Origin of the sequence: Ensifer sp. 1H6, from assembly GCF_001976035.1 — a bacterium.
GTDB classification, from domain to species: Bacteria; Pseudomonadota; Alphaproteobacteria; order Rhizobiales; family Rhizobiaceae; genus Ensifer; species Ensifer canadensis.
Window position 1 is genome coordinate 105970 of the sequence record NZ_MOAI01000005.1, and the last position, 14276, is coordinate 120245.

Below are 14276 nucleotides of genomic sequence, written 5' to 3' on the forward strand. Positions count from 1 at the left end.
AACGATGTGCTCAACACGATAGCCGCCGGCAAGCGACTTCTCGCCATCAACAACTACTTCTATCGACGCGGCGGCGCCGAAGCGGTGTTCTTCGACCATATGAAGATGTTCGCCGATATTGGCTGGGATGTCGTGCCCTTTGCCATGGAGCACGAGGACAACGAGCGCTCTGAATGGTCCAAGTATTTCGTCTCCGAAATCGAATTTGGTCGGCAAACGAGCTTTCTGCGGAAAATAGAGCAGGCGGCAAGCGTGATCTATTCGCGCGAAGGCCAGCGCAACATCGCCAGGCTGATTGACCGCGCGCGTCCGTCGGTTGCCCATGCACACAACGTCTATCACCACCTGTCGCCGGCGATCTTTTCGACGTTGAAGGCAGCGGGCGTGCCGGTTGTCATGACGGCTCACGACCTCAAACTTGCCTGTCCTTCCTACAAGATGCTGCGCGACGGCAAGATCTGCGAGGACTGTCGCGGCGGACGGGTCTACAACGTCCTGCGTCACCGCTGCGTCAAGGGCTCGGCGATCTTGAGCGGTGTCGTGCTGGCAGAAACGGTGCTGCATCGTACGCTGGGCCTCTATCGCAACAAGGTCGACCGGATCGTCGTTCCGAGCCGGTTCTACGTGGAGAAGCTTGTCGAATGGGGCTGGCCGCGTGAGCAGATGGTGCACATTCCGAACTTCGTGGATATGGACGATTACAGCAGCGCCTGGGACGAGGGCGACTATTTCGTTTTCGCAGGCCGGCTTGCACCCGAAAAGGGCATCGCCACGCTGATCAAGGCGGCGGCACTTTCGAAACAGCGGTTGGTCGTCGCCGGTACAGGCCCCGAAGAGGCATCGCTTCGTCGGCTCGCGAGCGAGCTTAATGCAGACGCGACGTTCACCGGATATCTCTCAGGCGAGAGCCTGCACAAATTGATCGGATCATCCAGGGCACTCGTACTGCCGTCGGAATGGTACGAAAATGCGCCCATCAGCTTGCTGGAAGCCTATGCTCTGGGACGGCCGGTGGTCGGTTCAGCCGTCGGAGGCATTCCGGAAATGATCCAGGTCGGGGAAACGGGCATGACGGCAACGTCGGGAGACGCTGATGATCTGGCAAGGGCGCTGGCCGACATGACGGCTCTTGGGCCGACAGCGCGCGCCCGCATGGGCGCTGCCGGCAGGGCGTGGATATCCAGAGATTTCTCCGCCAATGCTTATCGCGACAGAACGCTTGATCTCTACGCTGCGCTCGGGGCGACCTAGTTGGCAGATTTATCCTTGCGTCATTAACCAAGGCTTGCGAATATACTTACCGCGGCATTAAATATGTTCGTTTATTGATCGAACAATTAGATATTTAACGATTTAATTACGATCTTATTAAGTATTGTTAACGTAAATGGCCTTGGGTGCGCAATCTTTGAGGCCACGCCATGGGCAGGAAGTTACGAGTCTCGCAAGTTGATCGTCGGCAACAGCCGTCGGTTTCCACTGAGATTGTACAATCTGGAATATTGGAAGGCGTCGACGGGAAGGGCGGTACTGCCCAGCGTGGAGTCCACCTCGTGCACAATCATCGCGAGCTGACAGGCAAAGATCGTCGGCTGAGCGCGCGAACCGGACGGCGGCGCGTGATGATGCTGGGCCTGCGCGGAATTCCGGATGTGCAGGGCGGCATCGAAAAGCATGTCGAGATCCTTGCCGGCAAGCTCACGAAGCACGGCTGGGACGTCGACGTGATCGGGCGGCGCCGATATCTTCCGGCATCTGTCCCCTTCAGCTGGAATGGCATTCGTGTCGTTCCTTTCTGGGCGCCGCGCCGGATGGCGCTGGAAGCCATCGTTCACACTTTCATGGGTGTTTGCTACGCGGGCTGGCAGCGTCCCGACGTGCTGCATATCCATGCGATCGGGCCAGCACTGTTCGTCCCGCTTGCGAGAATGCTCGGCCTGAAGGTGGTCGTGACCCATCATGGCTATGACTACGACCGGCAAAAATGGGGTGCTCTTGCCAAGGGTACGCTGAAGCTCGGTGAACGCCTGGGCATGCGCTTTGCAAGCGGGCGGATCGCCATTTCGAAGGATATCGCTGAGACCATGGGCGCGCGGCACAATGTGTCCATGGCCCTTGTGCCCAACGGGGTGTCGGTCACGCCGTCCAGGGGTGAGACCGGCATTCTTGCCGAGTTCGGCCTTGCGCCACGGCGGTACATTCTGCTTGCCGCACGGATCGTGCCTGAGAAGCGCCAGCTCGATCTGATCCGCGCCTATGCCAAATGTTCCAGTCCGGAGTTCCGGTTGGTTCTGGCCGGCGGTGCGGAATTCGAGACGTCCTACACCGAGGAGGTGAGAAGGCTGGCAGGTGATATCGCAGGTGTCGTTCTAACGGGCTTTCAGTCCGGTGACCGGCTTGCGGAGCTTTTCGGCAATGCGGCCCTGTTCGTTCTGCCTTCCAGCCACGAGGGCATGCCGATCGCGCTGTTGGAGGCCATGGCCTACGGCTTGCCGGTTCTTGCGAGCGATATCGTTGCCAATGTCGAGCTTGGCCTTGCACGCGACGAATATTTCCCGCTCGGCGATGTCGAGGCGCTGGCATCGGCCATGACGGCGAAGCTTGCCAATCCGCCCAGTGAAAGCGAGATGCGCGCCCGTGCGGCGCACGCCGAAGCCGCCTATAGCTGGACAAGCGTGGCGGAAAAGACCGTCGCGGTGTATAGCGCGTTGGTGGCAAAGTAGATCGCGCGCAATCGCACGCGACATCCCTGTTGCCGTCGGGCTGATTTTTGCCGTGTTGTGTGCGGTGCGGAGAGACAAGAACAGTATGAATATCAAACGCGCCGCTGGCCTATTTGGCTGGCTCGTATTCGCCGTGATCGCCTATTCGACCCTATCACCACTCGATCTGCGCCCGCGTATGGGCACGTTCGTGCATGTCGAGCGGTTCGGCGCGTTCGGGCTGATGGGGCTGCTCTTTGCAATTGCCTATCCCCGGCGGCTCCTGCTTGTCCTCGGGCTCGTTTTGGCCACCGCCATCGGGTTCGAATTGCTGCAGGTGGTGTCGGCAGACCGTCACGCCCGGATCGGGGACCTCGCCATCAAATTGCTTGGCGGTGCATGCGGCGTGGCTTCGGGTTGGGTCCTTATCCGCAATCGGTCGCGTCTGCTGCAATTGCTGGTGCAAATAAACCAAAACTCAAAGTATCGCGGGTAGAACTGGCTGCGCCGGGACGCTTGGCTACTGCATAATTCCTTAAATCGGAATCGATTTAAGGAGAAAATTATGCAGCAGGATTCAAGCGTTACAGCGTCCTTCGCGCGTCATATTTGACGCGCGGCGCTGTAGACGCCCCGGTGATTTTGGAGGCGCGCTTGTCAGTATCCGTCATCATCAAGACGCTGAACGAAGAGAAGCGAATAGCGGCCACGATTGAAAGTGCGCTTGCTGCCCTCGGAGCGACAGGTGGCGAAGTCATCGTCGCCGACAGCGGCTCATCCGACCGAACGGTCGAGATTGCCGCGCAATATCCCGTCGTCATCGCCCAGATCAGCCCGCCGGCGCGGCCAAGCTGCGGCATTGGCCCGCAGCTTGGCTTTCAATACTCCAAAGGCGACCATCTCTGTCTGCTTGACGGAGACATGTTGCTCGACCGTGATTTTCTCGCCGTCGCCGTGGCGTTTCTCGCCGACAATCCTGAGGTTGCCGGCGTTACCGGCCATGTCCAGGAGATGCTGACGTCCAATCTCGAGTTCTCGCGTCGCGTCAATCGCAACTCGCCGGAAAACCGGATCGGATCGATCGACCGGATGAACGGCGGTGGGCTCTACCGGCGCGATGCGATCGAAGCGGTCGGTTACCTCTCCGATCGCAACCTGCATGGATACGAAGAATTCGATCTCGGCATCCGGCTGCGAAGCGCTGGATGGGGGTTGCATCGCCTTGACCGGCGTTTCGTCCAGCACTTCGGACATACTGTCAATTCCTATCGCCTGCTGGTTCGACGCTGGAAAAGCAAATATCTCTTCGGTATCGGCGAACTTCTGCGCGCGTCGCTCGGTCGGCCGTATTTCTTCCAGCTGCTGCGTGAGCTGCCCGAGCTGAAGCTCTGGTGTCTCGTCTATCTGTGGTGGGCGCTCTCGCTCTGTGTGCTTTTGTTCTCGCCGAGCCTGGCTGTCGGCCTGGGCATCGTCTTCGCTGTCCTCGCCGCAGTCATCGTGTTGATGAGCATTCGCAAAGGCAGCTTGAACATGGGGCTGTACACGGTCGTCGCCTGGTTCTTCCACGCCGCTGCACTGCCTGTCGGTTTTTTCGGGCGGCGGCGAAGACCGGAGGTTCCGATCGAGAGCAAGTTGCTTGGAGCGGTAGCTTGATGCGCCAGAGATGTCTGGCTACGGTGCTGGCGCTTGCGGTGATGTGCGTGCCTGCGCGCGCCGCGGATCAATGGGTTCCGGTGAAGGAGATCTCCCTCGAATTGCGACCAGGCAGCCCGCTCGACTTCTCGTCCATCCTGCCCAACGGCCGGATCGATGGCGGTCATAGACTGGTTGTCGGCAAGGAGGGACGTCTCGCCTATGCGAAAGCGCCGGATACGCCGGTCAGGATGTTGTGCGCCTCGCTTGCCTGGAGCCCTGCGTCCGGCGGCTTCCCCGATCATGAAGGCGCGGACCGTTATGCGCGCCAGCTGGCGATGCATGGCTACAACATCGCGCGCCTGCATTTCGTCGACGCAAGTCTGATGTTCGGGCGTGATCGGGATCTCGATTTCGACCCGGAAACGCTCGATCGGATCCAGTATCTGCTTGCGGCCCTGAAGCGCAACGGCATCCACTGGATTATCGACGGCCTGTCGTCGCCGCGTGGCGCCTATGGCGGTTTCGATGACCGCTGGGACACGGGCGGCGATGTAAAACTCATGCTACATCTGGACGATCGGACCTTTGAGCATTGGAGGCGGTTGCAGCAGGCGGTCCTCGGGCGCGTGAACCCTTACACAGGCGAAGCTCCGATCCGCGACGAGGCCCTGGCCCTGGTCATTCTGGCCAATGAGAATGGCCTGGAGTTTGAGGCGGTGGTTCATGATCGGCCGGCCGGGCTCCCTATGACGACCGGTTGGCTCAGCCGTTCAATCTCTGGCTGAAGAAGCGTTACGGCACGACGGCGAGCCTGGCGAAGGTCTGGGGCGTGCTTGATTCCGGGGAAGTGCTTGAAACCGGCGGGATCAGGTTGCCTCGGGACCGCTATAACGACAGCCCGCGTCTGCGCGATCTTCAGGCATTCTTTGTCGAAACCGAGCGTGCCTCCACCGCACGCATGAGCAAGGTTCTGCGCGACCTTGGCTACACGGGCCTGATCACCAACTACAACAACTGGCCGTCGAGCCAGATGGCCCTCAGCAGGCGCGACCTCCAAGTCATCACGGCGAACACCTACCACGATTGGGTCGGCGGCTACACGCCGGGCAGCGAACTCCTTCAAACCAGCTCAATTGCCGATAGCGTCAACTACATCAGGATGATCGCTGCATCGCGCTGGCTCGGAAAACCGTTTGTCGTCAGCGAATACGACCACCTGTTCTGGAACCGCTACCGCTACGAGGGTGGTCTTGCCATGCCGGCCTATGCCGCCCTTCAGGGCTGGGACGCCCTTTGCCGCCACGGCCATGGACCGATCGCGCTCGCCTATGGTGAGCCGTTTCCGCATAAGCAAGCGATGCTGCCCTACGCGATCGCCCTCGATCCGGTTGCGCGCGCGGGCGAAACCCTGGCCGCCTTGCTCTATCGGCGCGGCGATGTCGCGACCTCGGATGTGACGATCCCATTTTCCGTGCGCGGCGAGGAGGATCTGACGGACGACATGCAGGCGCGCGAGCCGGAGTCTCTGACCGATCTTGCCCTGGTCGGTCGTATCGGTCTGGAACGCGCCGAGCGATTGGGTGATGCGATCGCGGTTACCCAGCCGCGGCGGGAAAGCAGCGACAATGTGCTGGCGCTGCTGCGTGCGAGCAGTAGGTTGAAGCCGGACAACGCAACGACCGTCGATGCCGGCATCTATCAAAGCAGCACCGGTGAAATCGTTCTCGATCGTTTCGCCAGGCAGCTGCGCGTAGCGACGCCGGCGACGGAAGCGATGGCGTTTGCGTCCCTGCGCGAACCGGTCGACCTCGGTGTGCTGCGGGTGGAGCGCGCCGACGGCAACGGTCTTGTCGCTCTCTCGGCGCTCGATCCTCCGGCAACCCTGTCCGACAGCCGGCGTTTCCTGTTGATCTTTGCAACCGACGCCCAGAACACGGACATGACGTTCCGTGACAGTGAAGAGAAGGTCATCGAGAGTTTTGGCCGGTTGCCGGTGTTGATCCGGCAGGGGACTGTCGATCTCTCCCTGTCGAAGACGGCGGCCAAGTGGCGCATTTCACCGGTGGGTCTTGACGGAACAGTTCACCCACCGGTCGTCGATGGCGCCGGTGCGGTTAAATTTCGCCTGAGCAACGACGGCCCGTCCGGCCCGACGACCTACTTCCTGCTGGAGTTGCGATAAGCGACGTTCGGCGAACAAGTCGGCCGTCAGGATCAATGATTGGCCACGATCTTCGGCTATCGTCATTCCTCCAAACCGTAGGAGGATGCAATGAGAACGTGGGAAGCGATGCACCCCGGCGCGCGCTGGATAGCGCCTGAAACGGACTTGCGCACCGTGGCAAGGATTATGCGTGACGAAGACATCGGCGCTCTGCCGGTCGGCGAAAACGATCGCCTCATCGGCATGGTGACGGACAGGGACATTGCGTTGCGGGCATGGGCAAACGGGCACGACGACGCTGCGTTGCTGACTGCGCGCGATGTCATGACAAGGGATATCGTCTACTGCCGCACCAGCGAAACGATCGAGGAGGCTGTTCGCCTGATGGAGAGCAAGAAGATACGGCGCCTGCCGGTGATCGATGACGAAAAGCGAATGGTCGGCATGTTGTCGCTCGGCGATATTTCGCATGCGAGCAGCCGTGAATTGACGACCGGATTGGTCAAGGCCGTCACCGCCCATCACGCATGACGTACGACTGTCCGTTTGGTTGCTGCCCTCGCCGTGTAACGCGAGGGCGGAGATTTTCCACTGCATGTTTCCTTAAATCCTATTCGATTCAAGGATAAAAACATGCAGCCATTCAAAGCGCTACAGCGACCTTTGCGCGTCTAATATGGCGCGCGGCGCTGTAGACCTGAAGCGGTGTCATCCGCTGGCGAAAAACGTCAGAAGCGGTAGGTGATGCCTGTGCCGATCAGCCAGGGATCGAGTTTGACCTTGCCCGTCACCGTGCCGGCGCCCGGCAGGGTCGCGTTGACCTCTGGCTCGAGGAACAGTTTCTTCACGTCGAAGTTGATACCCCAGTGATCGTCGAGCTTGATGTCGACACCGGCCTGCAGGGCCACGCCGAAGGTGTTCTTGAGGTTGAAGCTGGAGAAGTCGCCCTGGGCTTTTTCATTGTAGAAGATGGTGTAGTTCACGCCGGCGCCGACATAGGGCTTGATCGTGTCGGTGAGATTGACGTGGTACTGCAGCGTCAGTGTCGGCGGCAGCAACCAGGCCTTGCCGATCTCGCCGAGACCGGCGATCGAACCGCTGCCCCTTGCGCTGTGCGGGGTCGTGCCCAGGACCAGTTCCGCCGCAAGATTGTCGGTGAAGAAGTAGGTGATATCGAGTTCGGGCACGACCGAGTTGCTGACGCCGACTTTTTCGCCGTCAAGTGACGTGCCATTCAACTGCAGCGATGCCTTGTCTTCGGGTAAAACGGCAAGCGCGCGGGCGCGGATCATCCATGGGCTCTGCTCGCTTGCAGCCGGTAGCTGAGCGGCGGCCTCGCTCGGCGCGGTAAGGTCCGCGGCTTGAGCCGCAGTGACCGAGGCCGCCAGCAAAACGAGTGCGGCGGCGGTTGGCAGGATGGAGCGAGTAGACATGATTCCGGACCCCCAGAAGAAGTTGAAAATTGCCATTCAGGGCATGCGGCGGCAGGGAATCTGCGGCCGGCGGCACTATGGGCAACTCCGCTCGACGGGGGGTTGTTCTAGATCAAGGTACTTTGTTCGTTGGTGAGGGGGTCGCTAACGGTAGATTCGTGAGTGACCGAAGCGCTCAGGCCGGCATGCGCGGAATGCTGGCAAGCAACCGCTGTGTATAGGGATGCTGGGGCGCCGTCAGGATATCGCGCGTCTTGCCGCTCTCGACCACCTGTCCCTTTTCGAGGATGACCATCTCTTCGCAAAGCGATGCGACGACACCAAGGTCGTGCGAAACGAACACCAGCGTCAGCGTTGCCGACAGCGTCTTGAACAGTTCGACGATCCGGATGCGGGTCGACAGGTCGAGAGCGCTGACGGCTTCGTCGGCAAGAATGATCTGTGGACGGGCGACGATTGCGCGCGCAATCGCGATGCGCTGGCGCTGTCCGCCGGAAAATTCGTGCGGGTAGCGTTGCATGGCATCGAGCGGCAGGCCCACAGCCTCCAGGGCTTGCGCCACCGCATCCTTGCGTGGACCGGCGATGCGCAGCGATTGCAGCGGCTCAGCGATGATGTCGAGCACCTTCTGGCGAGGATCGAGCGACGAATAGGGGTCCTGGAACACCGGCTGCACCGCGCGCCGGTAACGGCGCATGAACGCGCCATCGGCCGGATCGAGTGCATCGTCGCCGAAGCGGATCGTGCCGCTCGTGGGCCGCTCCAGACCGAGCAGCAGCCGCAGCAGTGTCGTCTTGCCCGAACCGGACTCGCCCACCAGTCCAACGCTGGCGCCGGCGCGCACGCTGAACGACACGTCGCTCAAAATCTTGCGGTGACGGGAATAGCCGAAGTTCACATTCTGCAGGTCCAGCATCACGATCCCGTCCGTCCAAGGGCCTCGTCGAACATGCGCGCGGCATCGACAAGCGTCTGCGTATAGTCGTGCGACGGGTTGCTAAACACGTCGACAACGGCGCCCTCTTCAAGCGCGATGCCGTCGCGCAGCACCATCACACGCTCGACCACTTCGGCAACAACAGGCAGGTCATGGCTGATGAAGAGCAGCGCCATTCCCGTTTCACGCACAAGCCCGTCGAGCAGCTTGAGGATTTCGGCCTGGGTGGTGACGTCGAGCGCGGTCGTCGGCTCGTCGGCGATCAGAAGTTTTGGGCGGCAGGCAAGCGCCATGGCGATCGCAACACGTTGGCGCTGGCCGCCCGACACTTCGTGCGGATAGGCGTTGGCAATGCGCTCCGGTTGCGGCAGGGCGACCTTGTCGAGCAGGTCGAGCACTTCGCGGTCGACCGCTGAACGCGTCGCGCGTCCCTGTTCGCGCACGAGCCTGCGGCGCACCGGCTCGGCGATCTGCTTGCCGATTCTCATCAGCGGATCGAGGGCTGTCAGCGGCTCCTGAAAGACGACGGCGGTTGCGACCCCGCGCAGCCGGTTCAGGCGCTTGTCTTCAGTGCCGACCACCTCCTGGCCATCGAGCACGATCGAGCCGGTGACGGAGATGTTCGCCGGCAAAAGGCCGGTAATGGCCATAGCGGTCATCGACTTGCCCGAGCCGGATTCGCCGATCAGTCCCATTCGCTCGCCGGAGCCGATGGAGAACGACAGGTCCGAGACCAATGTCTTGCCGCTAGCGCGGACGGTCAGGCCCTGAACGGAAAGCAAGGCGCTCATCGCGATCTCCCGCGTGTCGGGTCGCCGACGTCCCGCAGGCCGTCGGCAAGCAGGTTCATGCCAATGACCAGTGCGACGAGGGCAATGCCGGGTGCAATCGCGCCGACGGGGGCGGTATAGACCGTGCCCTGTGCCTCCTGCAGCAGCCTGCCCCAGGATGCGTTCGGCGGCGGTGCGCCCAGGCCGAGATAGGAGAGCGACGCTTCCGCGATCACTGCCAGGCCGAATTGCAAGGCGAAGTTCACCGAGAGCGTCGGCCAGATGTTGGGCAGTACATGGCGCACGACGACGCCGGGCCACGAGGTGCCGGAGGTCCGGGATGCGACGATGTAGTCCTGGCGCAGCACACGCTTGGCAAGGATCCGCGTCAAGCGGGCGACGATCGCCGAAATCGCCAGGCCAAGTGCCAGGGTCGCCGACCACAGGCTAGCACTGTCGCTGGCCGCGACCACCAGCATCGCCAGCAGCAGCGTCGGGAACGCGATCAGAATATCCAGGGTGGCGGCCATGACATCGTCGAGCAGGCGCGTCGCGAAAGCGGCGAGGATGCCGAGCGTCACGCCGATCGAGGCGCCGATCGCAACAGCGCCAGTACCGACGATCAACGCCGTGCGCGCGCCGATCATGATTTGCGTCAGGTAATCGCGGCCGAGCCGATCCGTTCCGACCCAATGCAGCAGCGACGGCGCTTCGAGCCGGCCGCCGGAGGCATTGAGCGGGTCATAGGGTGTCCAGAACAGGGTGAGGAGTGCAACCGCGACATTGAGGCCGACAAGGGCAAGCCCGATGGAAAGCGACAGCGAGTGTCTGCGGGCGGGTCTACCCGTCGAAAGGTCAAGCGCGGTCATGGCGCAGCTCCTGTCGCCCGTTCGCGCAAGCGGGGATCGATCAGCCGCTGAAGCAGATCGGCGGCAAAGCCGATCAGCAGCACCAGCAGGGTGGAGATGAACAACACGCCCTGGACGTTGGGGTAATCGCGCTGTTCGATCGCCAGCAGCAGCATCGAGCCAAGGCCGGGCAGGGCGAACACCCGCTCGACCACGACCGCGCCAAGCAGGGTCGTTGCAAGCTCGATGCCCAGGATCGAGACGATCGGCACGGCGCCGTTGCGAATGCCGTGCCGGATCAGCGCCTGCGAGAAACTGGCGCCGAGCGCACGCGCCGTCCGCAGATAGTCGCTGCCGAGAACATCTTGGGTTGCGGATCGGATGTAGCGGATCAGCGAGGCGGCCATGACCAGCCCGATCGTCAGCACCGGCAGCGCGAGCGCATAGAGAACCTGGCCCTCGTTCTGCCAGCCGCGCCGGGGATAACCGCCCGACGGAAAGATCCGAAGATTGACCGCAAAGACGGTGACAAGCAGGATTCCGACCCAGAAGACCGGGATGGCGATGCCAAGCTGCGACACGGTCGATATGGCCGCGCCGTACCAGCGGTTGGCCTTGACTGCCGAAACGATCCCGAGCGGCACGGCGATCATAACGGCGAGCCCAAAGCCCAGCAGCGCCAGCGGCACCGTTACGGTTAGACGGGCGGCGATTTCCTCGATAACGGGCTTGCCGCTGACGAAGGACGTTCCGAGATCGAAGCGCGCAAGGCTGCCGACGAAGCGCAGGAACTGCTCCCAGAGCGGTAAGTTGGAGCCGACCTGTTCGCGCGCGGCCTCGATCTGCTGCTGATCGGCGCCGACGGAAAGCAGGGCGTTCGCCGGGTCGCCCGGCAGCAGGCGCAACAGCACAAACAGCACCACCGCCGCAATCAGCAGCGACAGGATCAGGATGGCGAGGCGGCGCAGGACATAGGCGAGAATGGTCGGCTTCCTTTCGTCCGACGGGTGTAATACCCGGGGCCGGAGCGCTGGCTTTTGCACAAAATCAACGAGGAGGCTACTGCATAATCCCTTATACCCTCATCGATTTCACGGGAATGATGCAGCACGTTTCGAACGCTGATGCGTCCTTGGCGCGCCATGACTGTCGTGTTGCTTGGAAAAGATCTGACGTAGCGTTGTCGACGCAATGAATCGCCGTCAGCTGCAAGGCAAAGGGAGCCCCCAACTCGCTCGGGGGCTCCTTACATGTACGCGACTATAACGGATCGCTTGGGAAACGAGCGATCAGTTCCCGCTCTTCTTGATGTTGTAGGCGAAGAACTGTGAGTTCAGGCCGTTGACGGGGTAACCGGTGACGGCGGAACTCGAAACCACGATCTGCGGATAGAGATAAAGCCAGTTGCTTGCCGCGTCCTCGGCGATGATGCGGTTTGCCTCCGTCAGCTTGGCGGTCTGCTCGTCGGTGTTGGCCGCAGCTTCCGATTCCTTGATCAGGTCGACAACCTTCGGGTTGTTGTATCCCCAGTAGAAGTCGGGATTGCCGTAGAACACGATGTCGCGGTGGTTGACGTGTTCCTGCAGCGTCGCCTGGAAGTCATGCGCCTTGTAGACCTTGGTGTACCACTCGTTGGCGGTGATGATGTTGATTTCGACCTTGATGCCGACCTTCGCCAGTTCGCTCTGCAGGAACTGGGCAACGATCGGATGCGGATCATAGTTGGGCGTGTCAAGCTTGAACGAGAAGCCATCGGCAAAACCGGCTTCCTTCAAAAGCGCCTTGGCGCTTTCGACGTCATAGGCATCGACGCCGGTCAGGTCGACGTACCACGGATCGGTCGGCGGCACGAAGGAACCGATCAGCGTGCCGTATTCGCCCCAGATCGACTGCAGCAGCTTCTTGTCGTCGATGGCGCGGGCGATGGCCTTGCGAACCTTGACGTTGTTGAACGGCTCGACCCTGTCGTTGAACGCCAGAAGCTCCTTGGTGGTCGACTGGCCGGCGGTCACCGTGTAATCAGGATTGTCCTTGAACTGGGCGATCGAATCCGGGCTCTGGACGCTGGTGATGACATCGACGGCACCGGTCAGGAGCGCATTGTTCAGCGCAGTGGCATCGGTGAAGTACTGGAAGACGACTTCGCCATTGGTCGGCGCCGTGCCCCAGTATTTGTCATTGCGGGTCAGCGCCAGCGAGGAGCCGCGGCGCCATTCGTCCAGGCGGTAAGGGCCTGTGCCATCTTCGCCGGCGTTCAGGTCCTTCGCCGCGTCGTTGACGATCCAGACGTAGCTGAGGTTATAGGGCAGCGAGATGGAGCGGGCGGAGAGCTTGACCACCACCGTCTGGTCGTCGGGGGTCTGGATCTCGCTGATCGTCGCCAGGCTCTTCTTGCGCGAGCTCTTGGAATCCGGTGCCACGACGCGCTCGATGCTGTGCTTCACATCCTGTGCCGTCAGCGGGTCGCCGGAATGGAAGGTCACGTTCGGCCGAAGCTTGAACGTATAGGTCAGGCCGTCTTCGCTGACCGCCTGCTCGGCCACGAGGCCGGGAGCGACGTCGCCCGCGTCGGTCAGCGTGAACAGGGCCTCGTAGACATTGCCGTTGAACGCCTCGTTGATGCCCTGGCCGGCGCCGGCGGTGTTGTCCAGGTTCTGCGGTTCATAGAGCGAGCCGATGACGATGGAGGCATCCGGATCGAAGTTTGCGAACTGCGCGAGCGCTGCCGTGCTCGTTGACAGAACCATGGCCAAGGCCGCGGTGGCGAGGATCGAACGCCTGCCTTTCCGGCCCGGTCCTGAAAGTCTGCCAAAGTCGATCGTGTTGCCAGTCATTTCCCTAACTCCTGCATATATGCTCATCACGCGAGGTCGCGCTTGCCATCCGAATGTACACATCGGGCGGTTGCGGAGCATCATACAAATTCCCTACCAATTTAGTGGGAATTTTGGTTCGTTTTGTTTGGCGAAGTTGAAATTTGCACCCGCTGTTGGCATCGGCAAGCGAAGGGCGTTCCTAAAACCGGAGGGCCGCTCCCGCCGGTTCAGCGCTGCGCATATCGCTGCGACCACCGCCGCGGAATCATCAACACCAGCGTGAACAACAGACCGGAGAGGATTGTCGGGGCCCAGAGCGAGAGCTGTCCGAAGCGGTACTCGAGCATGGCGCCGACGATCGCCCCGCCAAGCATGCCGATCCAGGGCACGATCTGGATCGTCCATTGTATGTTGCCTGTGCCGATGATCCACCGGCCCAAACCACGGCCGAAGCGGGACAGGGCGCCCGTTACATAGGTGAGACTGATCGGCAGGCCCTCGATATGCTCGACAGAGGCGTTCACGACGCCCATGGCAAGGACGATGAGATAGAAGCGCAGTTCGTTCGGCAGGTGGTCGCCACCGGCGGCGGTAAGGGCGAGGGTGACGGTGACGCCGAAAAGAACGCCGCCCGCACGAAACCTGCTTGAAACGATCGTTCCCATGGCATTGCCGACAACGAAGACCGCGAGCGAGCCGAGAAGGATGAGCGACCGCAGGATGTTGCCTTCGGCGACGGCTGTCGCGGCTCGTGTCGTGTTGCCGCTCATGAAAGAGACGAAGTCGCCGACTGTCAGCAGGCCGATGGCGTCGGTCATTCCGGCCAGAAAGGAAATGAGCGCGACCACGAGAAGCGCGGTCCCGGTTCGCTGGCGCCGCACGATCCGGCGCCTCCGCTGAAACGTCATGATGGTATCCTGCAGGGTTTTGCTGGGGCCGTTAAGTGATGTCGGTGAACAGGTGGCATTTGA

General features: G+C 61.5%; 12 protein-coding genes and 1 pseudogene. 6 read left to right on the forward strand and 7 right to left on the reverse strand.

Annotation, left to right across the window (positions count from 1 at the left end; translation table 11 throughout):
• The first annotated feature begins 6 nt into the window (after window positions 1-6).
• From BKP54_RS07820 to BKP54_RS07845, 6 genes and pseudogenes are all read left to right on the forward strand, one after another.
• Window positions 7-1251: a glycosyltransferase family 4 protein gene (locus BKP54_RS07820; RefSeq protein WP_245317807.1), complete on the forward strand. Its 1245-nt coding sequence runs from the start codon at window positions 7-9 to the stop codon at window positions 1249-1251.
• 371 nt (window positions 1252-1622) lie between these two features.
• Window positions 1623-2723, forward strand: coding sequence for a glycosyltransferase family 4 protein (locus tag BKP54_RS07825; RefSeq protein WP_225906306.1), 1101 nt, complete (start codon window positions 1623-1625; stop codon window positions 2721-2723).
• 85 nt (window positions 2724-2808) lie between these two features.
• Entirely contained in the window at window positions 2809-3198 is a 390-nt protein-coding gene (locus BKP54_RS07830; RefSeq protein WP_084814346.1) for a VanZ family protein, read from the forward strand.
• A gap of 158 nt (window positions 3199-3356) precedes the next feature.
• Window positions 3357-4355, forward strand: coding sequence for a glycosyltransferase (locus BKP54_RS07835; protein WP_025428555.1), 999 nt, complete (start codon window positions 3357-3359; stop codon window positions 4353-4355).
• Window positions 4355-6519: pseudogene (locus tag BKP54_RS07840) on the forward strand (glycoside hydrolase). The gene BKP54_RS07835 and the pseudogene BKP54_RS07840 overlap by 1 nt, the downstream one beginning before the upstream one ends.
• A gap of 90 nt (window positions 6520-6609) precedes the next feature.
• Complete coding sequence (locus BKP54_RS07845; RefSeq protein WP_025428557.1) at window positions 6610-7032, forward strand: CBS domain-containing protein; 423 nt, start codon at window positions 6610-6612, stop codon at window positions 7030-7032.
• Between the two features lie 197 nt (window positions 7033-7229).
• Here BKP54_RS07845 and BKP54_RS07850 read toward each other — a convergent pair whose 3' ends face one another.
• The 7 genes from BKP54_RS07850 to BKP54_RS07880 form a co-directional block, all read right to left on the reverse strand.
• A complete protein-coding gene (locus tag BKP54_RS07850) occupies window positions 7230-7934 on the reverse strand; it encodes an OmpW family protein (RefSeq protein WP_025428558.1) in 705 nt (234 codons plus the stop codon).
• Window positions 7935-8109: 175 nt separating this feature from the next.
• Complete coding sequence (locus BKP54_RS07855) at window positions 8110-8856, reverse strand: ATP-binding cassette domain-containing protein (protein ID WP_025428559.1); 747 nt, start codon at window positions 8854-8856, stop codon at window positions 8110-8112.
• On the reverse strand, window positions 8850-9662 hold the full coding sequence (locus BKP54_RS07860) for an ABC transporter ATP-binding protein (RefSeq protein WP_025428560.1): 813 nt from the start codon (window positions 9660-9662) through the stop codon (window positions 8850-8852). The genes BKP54_RS07855 and BKP54_RS07860 overlap by 7 nt, the downstream gene beginning before the upstream one ends.
• Window positions 9659-10510: an ABC transporter permease gene (locus tag BKP54_RS07865; RefSeq protein ID WP_057211290.1), complete on the reverse strand. Its 852-nt coding sequence runs from the start codon at window positions 10508-10510 to the stop codon at window positions 9659-9661. Before BKP54_RS07865 ends, BKP54_RS07860 begins: the two co-directional genes overlap by 4 nt.
• Window positions 10507-11457 (reverse strand): ABC transporter permease, encoded by a 951-nt coding sequence (locus BKP54_RS07870; protein WP_256435857.1) that lies wholly within the window; start codon window positions 11455-11457, stop codon window positions 10507-10509. Before BKP54_RS07870 ends, BKP54_RS07865 begins: the two co-directional genes overlap by 4 nt.
• Before the next feature lie 321 nt (window positions 11458-11778).
• Window positions 11779-13323: an ABC transporter substrate-binding protein gene (locus BKP54_RS07875; protein WP_057211286.1), complete on the reverse strand. Its 1545-nt coding sequence runs from the start codon at window positions 13321-13323 to the stop codon at window positions 11779-11781.
• 209 nt (window positions 13324-13532) lie between these two features.
• Entirely contained in the window at window positions 13533-14213 is a 681-nt protein-coding gene (locus BKP54_RS07880; protein ID WP_025428564.1) for a YoaK family protein, read from the reverse strand.
• Window positions 14214-14276 lie beyond the last annotated feature (63 nt).